This window comes from Anaerococcus hydrogenalis (genome assembly GCF_002871895.1).
GTDB classification, from domain to species: Bacteria; Bacillota; Clostridia; order Tissierellales; family Peptoniphilaceae; genus Anaerococcus; species Anaerococcus hydrogenalis.
Genome location: NZ_PNHP01000002.1, coordinates 1 through 17,138, shown reverse-complemented (window position 1 = coordinate 17,138; position 17,138 = coordinate 1). Strand labels below are relative to the sequence as shown.

Sequence of the window (17,138 nt, the reverse complement as noted above, 5' to 3'; positions counted from 1 at the left end):
TTTCTTTTTATTTTAATTTATTGAAGAAAAAAAATATAAAAGTATAATATTTCCTATAATCAAGGGGTGGTTTAATGGTTTTTATATCTGATGATAAAAAAAATGAGATTTTAGAAAATTCAGATATTGTGGCGATTATTGGTGATTATGTAGATTTGAAAAAATCTGGTAATTCCTATAAGGGTTTGTGTCCTTTTCATAATGAGAAGACACCATCTTTTACGGTTGATGACAAGAAACAATTATTTCATTGCTTTGGCTGTGGCGAAGGCGGTGATGTTGTTTCTTTTATTATGCACAAAGAAGGTCTTTCTTATATTGATTCTATGAAATATTTGGCTAGTAAGGCAGGTATTAAAATAGATGATTCAAAATCTAGTAGGGAAAATAAGAGATTAAATAGGCTATATGATATCAACAAAGATATAATGATGTATTTTTATAAAAATTTACTGACTGATAAGGCTGGACAAATTTATTTAAAAAACAGAGGGTTTAGGTCAAATATAGTAAATACTTTTATGCTTGGCTTTGCAAAAAATTCCTGGGATGATTTACTATCTTATGTTAAAGAAAAAGATTATCTTTTAGATGATATTGAAAATCTTGGTTTAATTAAAAAATCCCAAAATGGAAAATACTATGATAAGTATAGAAATAGGTTGATTTTTCCAATTATTAATCATTATGGTAAAGTTATTGGTTTTGGTGGTAGAAGTATTGATTCTACTATGCCCAAATATTTAAATTCTCCAGAAAGTGAAGTTTTTAAAAAAAGATATAACTTATATGGCTTAAATATTTTTAAAAAGCAATCTAATAAAGATATTATCTTGGTCGAAGGTTATATGGATGTAATTGGTTTAAATAATCAAGGAATAGATCAGGCTGTTGCAAGCCTTGGAACTAGTCTCACAAACGATCAGGCTAAGTTATTAAAAAGATATGCAAAAAATGTATTTATTTGTTATGACGAGGATAATGCTGGAATAAAAGCTACAGATAGGGCCATTGAAATACTTTTAGATGAGGGAATAAAGCCCAATATTATTAGCCTTGAAAAGGGTCTTGATCCTGATGATTTTGTAAAAAAATATGGTAGGGATGCCTTTATTAAAAAAATGGATGAAGCTAGTGATGTTTATAATTACAAGTATAATAAGATTCTTGATATATATGCATCAAGTAAAGAAAATGAAAAATTTGAAAAATTAAATTTATTTATAGAATTTTTAGCTTCGATTAAGTCGGATCTTACAAGAGAAATTTTTGTTAATAATGTAAGTAAACTTTTTGATATAGACAAATCTACTTTAAAAGAATCTGTCTTAAAGTATAATGATAACTACAAAAAGACTTTTAATAAGAAGTTTTCTGATGAAAGTTCATTTAAAAAAAATAATAAAAATCAAAGTGTACTTTTAGAAAGAAAAAAATATTCTATACCTATAAATGAACTTGAAACTTTAAGATTATATTTAAATCAAAGGGATGATTATAAAGAATTTGAAGATTTCTTTGACCAAGTTTTAGTCGATGAAAATATATTAAAAATTAAAGCATATATAGAAAATAATGGTATGGAAAAAATTAGTGAAAATTTTACAAACGAGGATCAATTTATAATTGACTATATAAAGGATAAGTCTAACAAAATTGTAGCTAATGAGTTAAAAGATAAGATAAATTTAGAAAATAGAAGGAAATTATTAAAAAAGTTAAGAAATAGAGACTAATCACTTCAAGGTGGAGGGGAGACTTATGACTAGTGATAACGAGAAAATGCTAGAAGATGATCTTCTAAAAGAAATAATAGATGAGTTTAAATCTATTAGTGAATCTCAAGATGGTATTGTAACTTATAAGCAAGTTTACACATTTGAGACTTTTAAAGAAATGGAAGATGAAAGCAAAAAATATGTTATAGGCCAAATTATATCTAATGGAATAGAAATCGTTGAAGAAGAAAGAACTGTCTTGGATGAAGAAGACGATGATGAAATAATTGATGATATTGACGATGAAGACGAAGATTTTTCTGATGAAAAGCTTGAAGATCATATGAAAAAAGTATCTAAAAAGCAAAAAGTTGAAAGAAGAATTGTTCAAGAAGAAACTATCACTGGTATAAAGTTGGATGACCCTGTAAAAATGTATCTAAAAGAAATTGGAAAAGTTAAACTTTTAGATGCTCACGAGGAAATATTTTTAGCTAAGAAAATGGAGCTTGGAGATATTGCTTTAAGAAGCAAAAATGGAAGAAAATTAACCAAGCAAAACAAGATGAAGCTTGCCCTTGATATTTTTTATGGTGATATTTCCATAACTATATTACGCGCTAATAAGATGATTCTTGAAAATAAGGAGATAGATGAAGAAATACAAACAAATCTTAATTCATTGATAGAAATTGGAAATCAATTTGAAAATATGTTAAATCAAGAATTGACTGATGAGCAATTAGAAGCTATAAAATCTAAAATTTTAATTTGTAATATTGCTCAAAAATCTATTTCTGATAAAGAATTAAGCGAAAAAGAAGCTAATATCTTGTGTGATTTGTTTGATAATTTTGGAAAACTTGTTTCATCTGAAGAATCAGATGATATTGTATCGTTAATTTATTTAGCATTTTCAGACCTTTATAAAAAAGGAGCTGAGGATGAAATATTTAAAACAAATGATAGACTTTTGATAAATGATTTAATGAATTTTGCAAACAAGGCTAAACAAGTTTCAGAAAAAAGACCCTTATCAGAATCAACTATAAAAGATTTGGAAAGATTTGAAAAAACTAAAGAGCTTTGCAAGAAAATTTTTGAAGACCAAGGATTTGATGCTGATGATGTAAAAAGATTAAATAGGGCTATATTCGATGCAAATAGAGCAAAGCAAAAACTTGCTGAAACGAACCTAAGACTTGTAGTTTCAATTGCAAAAAAATATGTGGGACGCGGAATGAGCTTTTTGGATTTAATTCAAGAAGGAAATATGGGTCTTATGAAGGCAGTAGATAAATACGACTATAATAGAGGATTTAAGTTTTCAACCTATGCAACTTGGTGGATAAGACAAGCTATTACAAGAGCAATAGCAGACCAAGCAAGAACAATTAGGATTCCTGTTCACATGGTTGAAACTATAAATAAATTAGTCAGGATTCAAAGACAATTAGTTCAAGATTTAGGCCGTGATCCATCAAATGAAGAAATTGCAGAACAAATGGGAATTGAAGTTGAAAAAGTTCAAGAAATAAGAAAAATTGCCCAAGAGCCAGTAAGTTTGGAAACACCGATTGGTGAAGAAGAAGATAGCCATTTGGGAGATTTCATAGAGGATGATACAGCTATAAATCCAGATGATGCAGCAAATTATTCTATGCTTAGAGACCAATTAAATGATGTTTTATCTTGCCTTGGTGCAAGAGAAAAAAGAGTTTTACAATTAAGGTTTGGTTTGATTGATGGAACTCCAAGAACTCTTGAAGAAGTTGGAAAAGAATTTGATGTAACACGTGAAAGAATTAGACAAATAGAAGCAAAGGCATTAAGAAAATTAAAATCGCCTAATAAGAGTGAATTATTGAAAGACTTTTTATAAATGAAAATTACTAAAAGATTAGAAAAAATTGCAAATCTAGTCGAAGAAGGAAAAAGGGTAATAGATATTGGGACTGATCATGGATTAGTCCCTTTATATTTAGCAAAAAATAATATATCAAAAGATATATTAGCTACAGATATATCTGCCAAAAGCCTTAAAAAACTAGAAGATAAGATTGATAAAAATTTAGAAAACACAATAAGAACCAAAGTATGTGATGGGCTAGATAAGGTAGAAATAAAAGAAAATCAAATTGCTGTAATTGCAGGAATGGGAGCTATTACTATAATTGAAATTTTGACCAAAAATATAGAAAAGGTAAGAAAACTTGATTATGTAATCTGTGAAGGAAATATTGGAAATGAAAAACTTAGAAAGTTTTTAAATGAAAATGATTTTTATATAGATAAAGATTTTCTTATAAAAGATGGCAGAAAACATTATGACATAATTAGGTTTAGAAATGGAAAAGACAGAAAATTAAGCCTTGGAGAAATTTATTTTGGTAAATTTATATACCATGAAAAAAATCCCCTTGTAATGAAAAGAATTGACCAAATTTATAAGAAAAATATAAGATTTAAAGAAAATATAGAAAAATATTCTAAAGATAAAGAAGGTCTTGATTTAATAAATGAAAGACTTGAAGCAATAAAGGAGGTTAGAAATCATGAAAATTAAAGAGGTAATAAAATTTTTAGAAGACAAATTTCCACTAGATTTACAAGAAGAGTGGGATAATTCTGGTTTACAAATAGGAAATGTTGAAAATGACCTAAAAGATATAATGATTTCTTTGGATTTAACAGATGAAGCTATAGAAAGCGCCATAGAAAATTCATGTAATTTAATTATTAACCACCATCCTTTTATATTTTCTCCAATAAAATCAATAGATTTATCCGATGCTTATAATAAAAAAATAGAAAAATTAATAAAAAATGATATAAGTGTTTTTGCTATGCACACAAATTTAGATACAGCTAAAGGTGGTGTAAATGATAATTTTGCAAAAGTTTTAGAGCTTGAAAGAGTTGAATTTTTGGATACAAAAAATGACCATCCTATGGCAAGATTAGGCTATACTAAAGAGCAAAATGCAAAAGAATTTGCAGAATTTGTAAAAGAAAAATTAGCTTGTAAGGGCCTGATTTTATATGGAGATAAGGAAAAAATCATAAAAAAAGTTGCCCTTTGTGGGGGAGCTGGAAGTGATTTTATAAAAGATGCTATTGAAAAAAAATGTGATGTAATTGTTACAAGCGATGTAAAATACCATGAGGCAATAGATAACTCTAAAGATATAGTAATAATAGATCCAGGTCATTTTGCAAGCGAAAACCATATAATTTATATGTTAGAAAAATTATTAGATAATCATTTTGCAACTAGAATTTACACAAATACACCAAAGAAAGCATATAGATTTTTTATTTAAATCTTTACAAAAGAAAAATAAGTGATAAAATACATTAAGGAGTAAATTGAATAATCGCGTCAAATGACGAGGAAAGTCCGTGCACCACAGAGTAAGGATGCTAGATAACGTCTAGTAAGGGTGACCTTCAGGCAAGTGCAAAAGAAAGAATACCGCCAAATTTTTTGGTAAGGGTGGAACGGTGAGGTAAGAGCTCACCAGATAATTAGTGATAATTATGCTGTGTAAACCCCATCCGGTGCAAGAACAAAAGGGACATTAGGATTTCTACTCGAAACGGTCCAGTATGGTAGTTCGCTTGAGCTAATTGGTGACAATTAGCCTAGATAGATGATTATTTTTAACAGAACACGGCTTACAGATTTACTCTTTATTAAGAAAATTAACTATCCTTAAATATTTAAGGGTAGTTTTTTATTTGGTTTTTTGTAACTAATAAAATAAAAAATTAAAAAAAGTAACGATTAATAAAAAATAAAAGATACAATTTTATATAAATTGGTAATAATTTGTAAAATATATAAATAAAAATAAAAATACAAGGTAAAAGTGTAATTTTTTTGTAACTAATTATTGACATTTTTGTCAAAAAGATATATTATTATTCTAGATTTCATAACAGATATAATAATTAATTTTAAAGACGGAGGATACAATGAGTAAGAAAAATATAGGATCGACAATAGGAGTGTTAGCTGCAGTAACTATCGGGGCAACAGCTTACGCTTCAACAATCAATAATTTAGATAAAGAAGATCAATCAAAAAAAGTATTAGATAGTAATGTATCTTATATTGATAAAGAATATGCATCAACTGCAAAAAAAGTAAAAAAAGACTATGCTGATGAAGTTAGCAATACAAAATTTGCAGAAAAATCTAATGACAAAAAAGATAATAAAAAAGATGCAAAATTATCTAAATCAAGAAATTTAGCAGATCCTACACTTTTTGAATCATCAAGTGAAGAAGCTATAGTAAAAGCTGTAGATGAAAAAATACAATCAAATAAAGAAGAAGATAAGAAAAATGAAGAAGTAACTGTAGATAAAGTTTTACAAGAAAGCCCAGTTGTAGAAAAATTTGTAGCAGTTGATACTTTAAACATAAGATCTTCTAAATCAGACCAAGAAAACAATGTAATAGATGTTTTAAACAAAAACGATAAGGTTAGCGGAAGAGTTGAAGATGGTTGGTTAAAAACAGACAAGGGTTACATAAAACTTGAATTTTTAGCTGATAATTTTATAGAAGATACCAAAAAACAAAATACAGAAGAAATCTTAGCAAAAGAAGAGGCTAAAAAGGCTGAGGAAGTAAAAGCTCAAGAAGAGGCTAAAAAATCTCAAGAATTAAAGGCACAAGAAGCTAAAAAAGCCCAAGAAGAAAAGGTTCAAGATACTGAAGAAGTAAAAGCTCAAGAAAATCAAGCAATATCCTATACTGGTTGGGTAAATGCTGATGCTTTAAATGTTAGAAGTGATGCTAATTCAAATTCTAATATAATAGGAGCTCTTACAAAGGGAGACAAGGTATCAGGAACACTTCAAAATGGTTGGTTAAAAATTAATAACAATGGAAAAGTTTCTTATATTTCAGCAGATTTTCTTTCAAATACAGAAGTTAAAAAAACTGTAGTTGAGAAAAAAGAAGAAAGTAAAAAAGAAACTACTAATCAACAAGCACAAAACAGAACAGCTAACGTAAAACAAGAAAATAAAGTTCAATCTCAAGCTTATACAGGTTGGGTTAACACAGCTGCCCTTAATGTAAGAAATGGGGCATCAACTTCAAACAATGTAATAGGAAATTACACTATGGGGGATAAGGTTAGCGGACAATTAGCTAACGGATGGTTAAAAGTTAATTATAATGGACAAACTGGTTATATTAGTGCTGATTTATTATCAGATTCTGAAGTAGCTAAGCCACAAGAAGTTGTTCAAAATAATTCAAACAACCAAGAAAGAAGTCAACAAAATAATACTGTAACAGCTCAAAAAACTGTAGCTCAAACACAACAACAAGCACCAGCTCCACAAGCATCAGGTAGTGGACAAGCTGCTGCAAATATTGCTAGTCAATTTATAGGGACTCCATATGTATGGGGTGGAACTTCACCAAGTGGATTTGATTGTTCAGGGTTAGTTCAATATGCTTATAGGCAAGTAGGTGTAAATATATCTAGAACTAGTCAACAGCAAGCAACTAATGGATACTCTGTAAGTTTATCAAGTTTACAAGCAGGAGATATTTTATTATTCTCATATGGTGGATCAGTTGATCACGTTGGAATAGTAACAGATTCTAGTGGAAACTTTGTACACGCATCCAATCCAAGTACAGGGGTTATTACAGGAAACGTATATGATCCTTGGTATCAATCTGTATGCGTTGGAGCAAGAAGAATATTTTAAGTAAAATAAATTTAAAACACCCTTCGGGGTGTTTTTTAGGTGGATAAAATGAAAATTATAAATTCAAAAGATATTAAAAACAAATTAATAAAAAAAATAAATATAGCTAAGAAAAATAAAAAATTATTAATAATCTCTCAAGGGAAAAATCCTTCTGTTTTAAGTTATAAAAATGCTATTTTAAAAAGATGTAGTGAATTTGGTATAGAATATGTAGATGGCAATTTTGATGATAATAAAAATCATCTTGATATAGTGAATTACTGTAATAATTTGAAAAATATAGGTGGTTTTATCATCTTACAACCCTTATCAATCAATACAGACCTAGCATATCTTAGAGAAAATATGCCTTTTTATGACCTCGATGGATTTAGGTATGATTCACTAGGAAAGATAATGGGAAAAAATTTTAAAAATTTGCCACAAACAGCAAGGTCTATCATTAAATTTATTGATTATATGGATATTGATTTAAAGGGAAAAGATATAATAATTGCAAACTCTACTAATGTAATTGGTAAGCCCCTATCTATGTATTTAAATTATAAGAAAGCTACAGTTACTTTATTTAATTCTAAGACTATTAATCAAAAAGAAAAAATAAAAAGGGCTGATATATTTATTTCAGCTATAGGCAAAGCAAATTTTTATAATTCAGACTATTTTAGAGATGGTCAAATTTTAATAGATGCAGGTACAAGTTTTGTTGATGGGAAAATGTACGGAGACATAGATTATGATAGTTTAGAAAACTTAAATATTGATATTGTTACTTGCAAAAATGGGGTAGGGTCAATTACAACCTTGTCCCTAATAGAAAGCTTACTATTTGATAGTTAAATTTAAAATATTTTTCTTTATGGTATAAATATTGAAGTAATTAAAGATAGATTAGGATATAGGACAGATTTATATGAAAAAATTTAAGATAGTTATATTAGGCACAGATTTAAATGCTTATGGACTAGCTAGGAGTGCTCATGAGCTTTATGGAATAAAGTCAGTATGCATGGGTGTAAGGCCTTTGAGAGACACAAGAGATTCTAAAATATGTGAAGTACATATAAAGGAAAATTTTGAAGAAGATGATATTTTTGTTGATGAATTAATAAAAATAAAACAAAAATATTTAGATTATCAACTTATTTTAATACCTTGTTCTGATGAATATACTTCTTTGATTGTTAATAATAAAGATAAGTTAAAGGATTATTTTTTAATAAATTGTGTTGATAAATATATGCAGGAAAAATTAGAAAATAAGAAAGATTTCTATGAAATTTGTGAAAAATACAATTTAGCTTATCCTGATACTGTAATTATTGAAGGTAAGTCTGATAAAGATATAAAAAAGGTTGAGGATAAACTTTCTTATCCACTTGCTTTGAAGGCTAATGATTCTATAAATTATTATAATACTTACTTTGAAGATAAGAGAAAAGCCTATAAAATTTATAATAAAGATGAACTTATAAAAACCCTAGATAAAATTTACAAGGCTGGTTACTGTGGTGAAATGATTGTTCAAGATTTTATACCAGGTGATAGCTCTAATATGGTTGTTTTAAATGCTTATGTTGATTCGAAATCAAAAGTTAGGATGATGAGCCTTGGTAAATGTCTATTGGATGAAGTCTTACCTTTAAATATAGGAAACTATAATGCTTTGGCAACTTTTGGTAATGATAAAATTTATAAGCAATACAAGAAATTTTTGGAAGAGATTTCATATAAGGGTTTTGCAAATTTTGACTTAAAATACGATGAGAGAGACGGAAAGTATAAAGTTTTTGAAATAAATATTAGGCAGGGTAGGTCATCTTTTTACATGAATTCTACTAGCAATAATTTTCTTAAATATATAGTAGATGATCTGATTTTTAAAAGATATGAAGAATGTTATTTTGAACATGAAAGAGGACTGTGGCTTTATGTAGATCCCCTTGTATTAAAAAAGTACGTAAATAAAAAAGATAAAGAATTAGCCTTAAAATTATTAAAAAAAGGGTATGTATTTACAACATGGTATGATAAGGATAAAAATTTTAAAAGGTATTTACATTATATGAGAAGAAGAATTTCTACCCTTAAGTACTATCCTAAATACTTTAATAAAAACTTATAGATAAATTATATATAAAAAATGGGTTATGATTTTAGGTCAGTTTGTGATCCTATCCATAGCTTTACCCAACCAAGATATAATATGATAATTGACTTGTCTCTTGGTGATGAAGAAAAAATATTTGAAAATTTTTCTAGTAAGGGAAGATATAATATTAGAAAATCTATTAAAGCTGGAATTGAAACTAATATAGAAACAAATGAAAAAACTTTAGATGATTTTTACCAACTTACTGAAATTATGGTCAAAAGACAAGGCATTACTTATAGGCCAAAAGAATATCATAAAAGGCTTGTTGAAAATTATGGATGTAAAATTTTCTCATCATATTATGAGGGGGAAGTTTTGTGCTCATCTATTGTAGTACCATACAAAGATAGCCTAACATACTTGTATGCTGCAAGTTCTAATGAAAAAAGAAACAAAATGCCAAATTATAATATGCTATGGGAAGAAATTAAGTATGGTGTAAAAAATGTATACAAATCATTAGACCTTGGTGGGGTATTTTCACTTGATAAAAAAGATGGTCTTTATAGGTATAAAGAACATTTCTGCCATCCAAATAAATATACAGCATATATTGGAGAACTTGATGTTGTTTATGATAGGGACCTTTATGAAAAATTTTTAATAAAAAAATAAATCTAAAAGCAAACTTTTGGTTTTCTTTTTTTTATATAAAATTTCACAAAAAAATAGCTAGATCTCTCTAGCTATTAGTGATTTTAAAGATTTTATTTTATTAAACTAATTTTTTAGCGGCTTCGAGTGCAGCTTCGTAGTCTGGTAGTTCGGTATTTTGTTCAAGATATTCAACATGAACTAATTTATTATCTTTGTCTACTACAAATACTGACCTATTTTGTAATTTTAATTCTTTTATTAAAGTTGCATATTTGTCAGCAAAATCTAAATAATTATAATCAGAAACAGTTTTTACTTGATCTATACCCTTTGCTGAACAAAATCTTGATTGAGCAAATGGTAGGTCATTTGAAATTGTAACAATTGAAACATCAGGGCTTATATCAGCTGCAGCCTTGTTGAATTTTGTTGTTTGAATTTCACATACTGATGTATCAAGTGAAGGAACTACTGATAATATTTTTATTTTTCCTTCTTCTTCTTTGTAAAAATCATATTCTGATAAGTCGTTATTTATAGCTTTGAAGTTTGGAGCTGTATCTCCTACTTTAAGTTCTTCTCCAATTACAGTAATTTCTTCTTCACCGAATTTTTTCTTTCTTTCTGTCATTTATACCTCCTAAATGAAAATTCTTTCTATATTTATATACCCATTTTTTATATTTTATTAATTTTTTTCAAATAAGAAGAATAACATTGTCAAATCATTTGAAATAAGGTATAATTAATCAGTATGAAATGTTAGATTATATAAGGAGGAAACAATGGCAGATATAGTTTTAAAATCAGAAAAAAGAGAAGCTGTCGGAAAAAATCAAGTTAATAAACTTAGACAACAAGCTATTGTACCAGGTGTTGTATATGGTAAAGATAAAGAAAATATAAATGTACAATTTACATCAAGAGATTTTGATAAGGTATTATCTCAAGCAGGTACATCTACAATTATTGACTTAGATTTAGATGGTGAAAAAGTACCAGTACTTATTAAAGATTATCAAATGCACCCATTCAAATCTCAATTTTTCCATGTAGACTTCCAAGCAATTAATGCTAAAGAAGCTATCAGAGTTACAGTTCCAGTTTACTTAAGTGGAAGAGATGATATTAGGGTTGAACCATCAGTGTTAGTTCAAAATATTGATACAGTTGAAGTTGAATGTTTACCAATGTATATTCCACAATATGCAGAAGTTGTAGTAACAGAAATGCAAATTGGTGATGCTTTCACAGTAGCTGATCTTGATATCGCTAAAGATGAAAATATCAATATCTTATTAGAAGATGACGAAGTTGTATGCTCACTTCAAGAACCTCAAGAAGAAGTTGTTGTTGAAGAAGAAGATAGTGAATCTGCAGCTGACGTACCAACTGTTGATGAAACTGAAGAAAAAGAAGACGAAGAATAAGTCTAAGAAACAAAGGCCGTTAAGGTCTTTTTTTTTACAAATTTTTAAAATTTTTGAAATTTTATTCTTTTTACAATTTATTGTATAATATAGACATGAATGGATTATTAATTGTATTTGAAGGTCCAGATGGTTCTGGAAAAACTACTGTCTTGGAAAAAGTTTATGATAAACTTTTAAGTGATGGTTATGATATTTATAAGTTTAGAGAACCAGGTGGAACGGAAATTTCAGAAAAAATTAGAGAAATTATTTTAGATAATGACAATATAAAAATGTCAGCAAGGTGTGAAGCTTTGCTTTATGCTGCAAGTAGGGCCCAATTAATTGATGAAAAATTAAGGCCTCTTTTAGAAAAAGGATCTATCATCCTTTGTGATAGGTTTGTTTTAAGTTCTATGCTTTATCAAGGCATTGGGAGAGGGCTTGGAATTGATGAGGTTAAAAAAATTAATGATTTTGCAATTGGAGAAATAAAAACAGATTTAACTTTGTTTTTAAATATTGATTACAAAACTGCTATAGATAGAAAAAGGAAAAACTTTGTTTCTGACCGATTGGAAAATGAAGATGATTCTTTTCACAAAAAAACCTATGAAGGTTATATTGACTTATCTAAAAAATTTAAGGATGAAATTATCCAAATAGATGCTAATAAAGATGTAGAAACAGTTGTTAATAATTGTTTAGATGTAATTAAGACTTATTTAAAGGAGAAAAAATGAAACTTTTAATTGCTATAGTTCAAGATGCAGATGCAAACTTTTTGATGGACTCACTAACAGAAAAGAGATATAGGGTTACTAAACTTGCAACAACTGGTGGATTTTTGAGAGAGGGAAATACAACCTTACTTATAGGTATAGAAGAAGAAAATCTTGAAGAAGTAAAAAAAATAATTGAAGATAATTGTAAAAAAAGAACAACCCAATCATCAGTTATAAATCCAACAGCTGATTCACCACTACTTGCCACTAGCGCACCTGTAGATGTAAATGTTGGGGGAGCTACTATTTTTATTTTAGATGTTGACCAATATATAAGAATTTAATATGGAGATTTTAGAAAATCAAATTGAAAACAAGAGGCTATCCAGTGCCTATATCTTTGAATCTAAAAATTCAACCTATAATTTGGATAGGGCGCTGGAATTTTCTAAAAAAGTTTTTGAATCTTATGGTTTAGATACAAGGCTATCTGAAAATTCCGATTTTGAGATAATAAAAAGGGATGAGAAGGAAAAAAATATAAGTATAAAAACTGTTAGGCTCTTGATAAACGATATGTATCTTAGGCCCAGTAACGGGAAAATTAAAATTTATATAATAGATGAAAGTGAAAGATTAAGCCATGAAGGTTCAAATGCTCTTTTAAAAAGCATAGAAGAGGCAAAAGACTATATACTTATCATTTTTACTACTAATAATTCTTTTAGTCTTTTAAAGACTATTAGGTCTAGATGTCAAATTATAAGTTTTAAAAGTGAAAAAGAAAATGAATTTGTTGATAGGGAAGAATTATCCAATATTTTAAGTGAAATAATTTCTGGGAACCTATCTTTTTATTATAAAAACAAAGATTTTTTTAATAAGGCTAAAGATTATAAGGAAGAATTTTTTATGGAAATTTCAAATTTCTTCAATAATTTGATAAAATTAAAATATTATAGGGAAATTTCTATTGAAAATAAAAAAATATTATTTTACTTGAAAAAGATAGAAAAATTACCTTTTGATTCTATTGATAGGATTATAAGAAAAACAGAAGAAATAACAAAAGGATTTAAAAATAACGTAAATTTTGATTTGGCAATTGAAAATTTCGTATTTTTTATCTATAGAGAGGGGATAAATGTTGAAAGTAGTAGGAGTAAGCTTTAAAAAAGCAGGAAAAATATATTATTTCAATCCATTAGACTTTAATTTACAAATTGATGATAAGGTCATTGTAAATTCAAACTCATGTCTTGAAATAGGAACTGTAAAAACGCCTATAAAAGAAATAAGTGAAGATGAATTTGACCGTGAATTAAGTCCAATTATAAGAATAGCAAATAAAAATGACCTAAAAGAAGATGAAAAAAATAAAATAGATGCCAAAGAGGCTGTAAAAATTTGCCAGGAAAAAGCAGATAAACTAGGTCTAAATCTTCATGCTATAGAAGCTGAATTTACTTTCGATAGAAAAAAATTGATGATTTATTTTTCATCAAATAATAGGGTTGATTTTAGAAAACTTGTAAAAGAATTAGCGGCTATTTATAGAAATAGAATTGAGCTAAGGCAAATTGGAGTAAGAGACCATGCCAAATTAGTGGCAAGTGTAGGTCTTTGTGGCCAAAAATGTTGTTGTGCTAGATTTCTAGATGATTTTAAGCCCTTGTCCATAAAAATGGCAAAGGAGCAAGATATTACCCTCGATCCAAATAAAATATCTGGCTTATGCGGCAGGCTTATGTGCTGCCTATCATATGAAAATGAAAATTATAAAATTGCCAAAAAGGCTATGCCAAAAGTAGGCCAAAAAGTTCAAACCCAAGATGGTATTGGTGTAGTTGTTGAAAATAATTATGTAAAAGAAAAATGCAAGATTAGGGTAAAAATTGAAGAAGATGATACAGAAGTCGAAAAATCTTATTGTCCAAAAGATATTAAGCAAATAAATAGTTAACAAAGTCTTCTAAAAAATAGAGGGAAAATTGATATTTAATATCATTTGACATTAACTAATTTAACTACTATAATAATAATATAACAAATTAGGAGGTAATAATATGGCTTATAGAATAGATGAAAATACATGTATATCATGTGGATCATGTGAAGGTGAATGTCCAGTTCAAGCAATTGAACAAGGAGACGCAGCTTACGAAATCGACGAAGATGCATGCATCGATTGTGGATCATGTGCAGCTGTTTGTCCAGTAGAAGCAATCTCACCAGCAGAATAAAATATATACATATAAAAGACGAGGACCCAATTTATTGGGTCTTTTATTTTGCAAAAAAATAATATATATCTAAAAATTTTCTTATAAATTTTAATTGACAAGACATATAATTTTTGCTAATATATCTCTTGATGTATAAAAAAGGAGGCATTATGAAAAATTCTAAAAAAATTTACCATGTAGAAGATAAGTTACCGTTTAAATTGTTGTTACCACTTTCTATCCAACACACATTTGCAATGTTTGGAGCAAGTGTTTTAGTTCCAATTTTATTTAAAATTAATCCAGGAATTGTACTATTTATGAATGGTATAGGAACATTATTATTTATATTATTTACCAAAAAGAAAGCACCTGCTTATTTGGGATCATCATTTGCATTTTTAGCACCAGGAACCGCTATTATTGCAAGTCAAGGATTTCAATATGCTCAAGGTGCTTTTATTGTGGTCGGACTTATAGGATGTTTATTAGCCTATATAATTTATAAATTTGGTATAGGATGGATTGATGTAGTATTACCACCTGCAGCTATGGGGGCAGTTGTAGCCTTAATAGGATTTGAACTTGCAGGAAATACAGTAACAGGTGGATCAATCGGAGCAAACTTGATGACAGATTCTGCAAATTACAAAGATTACATAGTATTTGCAATCACACTTTTTACAGCAATCATAGGATCTGTAGCATTTAAAGGATTCTTCTCAACAATTCCAATCCTTATAGCAATAGTAGTTGGATATATAAGCGCAATATTTTTTGACATGGTTGACTTTACACCAGTCTTACAAGCAAAATTATTCACCCTTCCAAATTTTTCAGCACCAAAATTTTCAATAGAGGCAATTCTATCAATGCTTCCAGTAATACTTGTAATAACAAGTGAACATATATCTCACCAAGTAGTAACAAGTAACATAATAGGAAGAAATTTATTAAAAGACCCAGGTCTTCACAGGTCAATATTTGCAGATAACTTCTCATCAGCACTTTCAGGATTTGTAGGAGGAGTTCCAACAACAACATACGGAGAAAATATCGGAGTAATGGCAATCACTGGAGTATATTCAGTGCAAGTAATAGGAATGGCAGCAGTAATTTCAATAATAATGGCATTTTTTGGACCGCTAGCAGCCCTAATTCAAACAATACCAGGAGATGTAATAGGAGGAGTGACCTTCTTATTATACGGAATGATAGGAACAAGCGGAATAAGATTATTAGTTGATCAAAAAGTAGATTACTCAAAATCAATAAACTTAATCTTAACATCAGTAATATTTATAGCAGGCCTCTCAGGATTATCAGTAAAATTCGGATCAATCCAACTACAAGGAATGGTTCTAGCATCAGTAGTAGCAGTATTACTATCAGCCTTTATGACCCTACTAAAAAAATTAAATTTAATAAACCAATAAAATTTTAAAATCAAGCTATATTATGGCTTGATTTTTTTATTTTAGATTATATAAAAAAATACTTGAAAAATTATAAAAATGAAAAATTTATAAGTAAAAATAATATAGAAAATCCATAACTAATTATAAAAATAAGTGAAAAAAATATATATAATTTTTTTAAGATATACCATAATTTACGATAATACTTAATTATAAGAAAATTGTAAAAATTGATTAATCGTAAAAGTTAAAAAATAAAAATGGGCAAAAAAATGGAGCCACTTCCCAGGATCGAACTGAGGACCTCATCCTTACCATGGATGCGCTCTACCGACTGAGCTAAAGTGGCATAAAAATAGTATACTACTTAATAATAATTTTGCAAATAATTTTTAATTATTCATAATAGACGGTATAATATTGGTAATTGTAGTAAATTTATAAAATTTATGGTATAGTAATCTTATAATATTTAGGAGGAAATAATGAGTAAAGAAACATTTGAAAGAAGTAAACCACATATTAATATTGGTACAATCGGACACGTTGACCACGGTAAAACAACAACAACAGCAGCAATCACACAAGCTCTAAACAAAAAATACGGAACAGGTGAATACGTAGATTACGAACACATCGATAAAGCTCCAGAAGAAAGAGAACGTGGAATCACAATCAACACATCAGTAGTAGAATACGAAACAGAAAAAAGACACTACGCACATATAGACGCTCCAGGCCACGCTGACTACGTTAAAAACATGATCACAGGAGCAGCACAAATGGACGGAGCAATCATAGTAGTATCAGCTGCAGATGGTCCAATGCCACAAACAAGAGAACACATCTTACTAGCAAGACAAGTAGGAGTACCAAAAATAGCAGTATTCTTAAACAAAGAAGACCAAGTAGACGATCCAGAACTAATCGAATTAGTAGAAATGGAAGTAAGAGACTTACTATCAGAATATGAATTCGACGGAGACAATGCACCAGTAGTAGTAGGATCTGCATTAAAATCACTACAAGAAGGTGGAGAAGGCCCATGGTCAGACAAAATCCTTCAATTAATGGATGAAGTAGACGAATACTTCGACATCCCAGAAAGAGATAACGACCAACCATTCCTAATGCCAGTAGAAGACG

Annotated in this window: 17 protein-coding genes, 1 tRNA gene and 1 other RNA gene; 17 read left to right on the top strand and 2 right to left on the bottom strand. The window is 28.6% G+C overall.

The genetic code is table 11. The annotated features are described in order from the left end of the window. Positions 1-74: 74 nt before the first annotated feature. From dnaG to CJ192_RS03005, 9 genes are all read left to right on the top strand, one after another. Positions 75-1,736 (top strand): DNA primase, encoded by a 1,662-nt coding sequence (gene dnaG, locus CJ192_RS03045; protein ID WP_102197726.1) that lies wholly within the window; start codon positions 75-77, stop codon positions 1,734-1,736. A gap of 25 nt (positions 1,737-1,761) precedes the next feature. Next, positions 1,762-3,600 (top strand): RNA polymerase sigma factor RpoD, encoded by a 1,839-nt coding sequence (rpoD, locus tag CJ192_RS03040; protein WP_102197725.1) that lies wholly within the window; start codon positions 1,762-1,764, stop codon positions 3,598-3,600. Beyond that, the gene (locus CJ192_RS03035; protein WP_102197724.1) at positions 3,601-4,284 is read left to right on the top strand and encodes a tRNA (adenine(22)-N(1))-methyltransferase; all 684 of its coding nucleotides are present in this window, start codon (positions 3,601-3,603) and stop codon (positions 4,282-4,284) included. It abuts the gene before it with no gap. Then, a complete protein-coding gene (locus CJ192_RS03030; protein WP_102197723.1) occupies positions 4,274-5,041 on the top strand; it encodes a Nif3-like dinuclear metal center hexameric protein in 768 nt (255 codons plus the stop codon). The genes CJ192_RS03035 and CJ192_RS03030 overlap by 11 nt, the downstream gene beginning before the upstream one ends. A gap of 38 nt (positions 5,042-5,079) precedes the next feature. Then, an RNA gene (rnpB, locus tag CJ192_RS03025) (RNase P RNA component class A) lies at positions 5,080-5,415 on the top strand. 281 nt (positions 5,416-5,696) lie between these two features. Continuing rightward, positions 5,697-7,457 carry a C40 family peptidase gene (locus CJ192_RS03020; RefSeq protein WP_102197722.1) on the top strand — a complete coding sequence of 587 codons (1,761 nt, stop codon included), beginning with the start codon at positions 5,697-5,699 and terminating at the stop codon, positions 7,455-7,457. A gap of 48 nt (positions 7,458-7,505) precedes the next feature. After that, positions 7,506-8,300, top strand: a complete 795-nt coding sequence (locus CJ192_RS03015; protein WP_102197721.1) for a bifunctional 5,10-methylenetetrahydrofolate dehydrogenase/5,10-methenyltetrahydrofolate cyclohydrolase — start codon at positions 7,506-7,508, stop codon at positions 8,298-8,300. Positions 8,301-8,373: 73 nt separating this feature from the next. Further along, entirely contained in the window at positions 8,374-9,585 is a 1,212-nt protein-coding gene (locus CJ192_RS03010) for a carboxylate--amine ligase (RefSeq protein ID WP_102197720.1), read from the top strand. Positions 9,586-9,603: 18 nt separating this feature from the next. After that, entirely contained in the window at positions 9,604-10,230 is a 627-nt protein-coding gene (locus tag CJ192_RS03005) for a lipid II:glycine glycyltransferase FemX (RefSeq protein ID WP_102197719.1), read from the top strand. Positions 10,231-10,330: 100 nt separating this feature from the next. Here CJ192_RS03005 and tpx read toward each other — a convergent pair whose 3' ends face one another. Continuing rightward, entirely contained in the window at positions 10,331-10,843 is a 513-nt protein-coding gene (gene tpx, locus CJ192_RS03000) for a thiol peroxidase (protein ID WP_004818296.1), read from the bottom strand. Positions 10,844-10,997: 154 nt separating this feature from the next. Here tpx and CJ192_RS02995 point away from each other — a divergent pair, with 154 nt between their 5' ends. From CJ192_RS02995 to uraA, 7 genes are all read left to right on the top strand, one after another. Beyond that, a complete protein-coding gene (locus tag CJ192_RS02995) occupies positions 10,998-11,642 on the top strand; it encodes a 50S ribosomal protein L25 (protein ID WP_102197718.1) in 645 nt (214 codons plus the stop codon). 95 nt (positions 11,643-11,737) lie between these two features. Then, a complete protein-coding gene (gene tmk / locus CJ192_RS02990) occupies positions 11,738-12,367 on the top strand; it encodes a dTMP kinase (protein WP_102197717.1) in 630 nt (209 codons plus the stop codon). Then, positions 12,364-12,693, top strand: coding sequence for a cyclic-di-AMP receptor (locus tag CJ192_RS02985; protein ID WP_004813861.1), 330 nt, complete (start codon positions 12,364-12,366; stop codon positions 12,691-12,693). The genes tmk and CJ192_RS02985 overlap by 4 nt, the downstream gene beginning before the upstream one ends. 1 nt (position 12,694) lies before the next feature. Further along, entirely contained in the window at positions 12,695-13,522 is an 828-nt protein-coding gene (locus tag CJ192_RS02980) for a DNA polymerase III delta subunit-related protein (RefSeq protein ID WP_102197716.1), read from the top strand. Further along, positions 13,494-14,312, top strand: a complete 819-nt coding sequence (locus tag CJ192_RS02975; protein WP_102197715.1) for a PSP1 domain-containing protein — start codon at positions 13,494-13,496, stop codon at positions 14,310-14,312. Before CJ192_RS02980 ends, CJ192_RS02975 begins: the two co-directional genes overlap by 29 nt. A gap of 103 nt (positions 14,313-14,415) precedes the next feature. Then, positions 14,416-14,592, top strand: coding sequence for a 4Fe-4S ferredoxin (locus tag CJ192_RS02970; protein ID WP_004813856.1), 177 nt, complete (start codon positions 14,416-14,418; stop codon positions 14,590-14,592). A gap of 152 nt (positions 14,593-14,744) precedes the next feature. Beyond that, on the top strand, positions 14,745-16,010 hold the full coding sequence (gene uraA, locus CJ192_RS02965; RefSeq protein ID WP_102197714.1) for a uracil permease: 1,266 nt from the start codon (positions 14,745-14,747) through the stop codon (positions 16,008-16,010). A gap of 255 nt (positions 16,011-16,265) precedes the next feature. Here uraA and CJ192_RS02960 read toward each other — a convergent pair. After that, a tRNA-Thr gene (locus CJ192_RS02960) sits at positions 16,266-16,341 on the bottom strand. Positions 16,342-16,477: 136 nt separating this feature from the next. Here CJ192_RS02960 and CJ192_RS02955 point away from each other — a divergent pair. After that, the coding region (locus CJ192_RS02955; RefSeq protein WP_146001766.1) for a GTP-binding protein at positions 16,478-17,138 on the top strand (661 nt) is incomplete at its 3' end.

Bases quoted from the DNA above. Each gene is read 5' to 3' on its own strand.
- tmk (WP_102197717.1), top strand. From the start codon at position 11,738: ATGAATGGATTATTAATTGTATTTGAAGGTCCAGATGGTTCTGGAAAA.
- CJ192_RS03020 (WP_102197722.1), top strand. From the start codon at position 5,697: ATGAGTAAGAAAAATATAGGATCGACAATAGGAGTGTTAGCTGCAGTA.
- CJ192_RS03030 (WP_102197723.1), top strand. From the start codon at position 4,274: ATGAAAATTAAAGAGGTAATAAAATTTTTAGAAGACAAATTTCCACTA.
- CJ192_RS02970 (WP_004813856.1), top strand. From the start codon at position 14,416: ATGGCTTATAGAATAGATGAAAATACATGTATATCATGTGGATCATGT.
- CJ192_RS02995 (WP_102197718.1), top strand. From the start codon at position 10,998: ATGGCAGATATAGTTTTAAAATCAGAAAAAAGAGAAGCTGTCGGAAAA.
- CJ192_RS02980 (WP_102197716.1), top strand. From the start codon at position 12,695: ATGGAGATTTTAGAAAATCAAATTGAAAACAAGAGGCTATCCAGTGCC.
- CJ192_RS03010 (WP_102197720.1), top strand. From the start codon at position 8,374: ATGAAAAAATTTAAGATAGTTATATTAGGCACAGATTTAAATGCTTAT.
- dnaG (WP_102197726.1), top strand. From the start codon at position 75: ATGGTTTTTATATCTGATGATAAAAAAAATGAGATTTTAGAAAATTCA.
- rpoD (WP_102197725.1), top strand. From the start codon at position 1,762: ATGACTAGTGATAACGAGAAAATGCTAGAAGATGATCTTCTAAAAGAA.
- CJ192_RS03015 (WP_102197721.1), top strand. From the start codon at position 7,506: ATGAAAATTATAAATTCAAAAGATATTAAAAACAAATTAATAAAAAAA.
- tpx (WP_004818296.1), bottom strand. From the start codon at position 10,843: ATGACAGAAAGAAAGAAAAAATTCGGTGAAGAAGAAATTACTGTAATT.
- CJ192_RS02985 (WP_004813861.1), top strand. From the start codon at position 12,364: ATGAAACTTTTAATTGCTATAGTTCAAGATGCAGATGCAAACTTTTTG.
- CJ192_RS02975 (WP_102197715.1), top strand. From the start codon at position 13,494: ATGTTGAAAGTAGTAGGAGTAAGCTTTAAAAAAGCAGGAAAAATATAT.
- CJ192_RS03035 (WP_102197724.1), top strand. From the start codon at position 3,601: ATGAAAATTACTAAAAGATTAGAAAAAATTGCAAATCTAGTCGAAGAA.
- uraA (WP_102197714.1), top strand. From the start codon at position 14,745: ATGAAAAATTCTAAAAAAATTTACCATGTAGAAGATAAGTTACCGTTT.
- CJ192_RS03005 (WP_102197719.1), top strand. From the start codon at position 9,604: ATGGGTTATGATTTTAGGTCAGTTTGTGATCCTATCCATAGCTTTACC.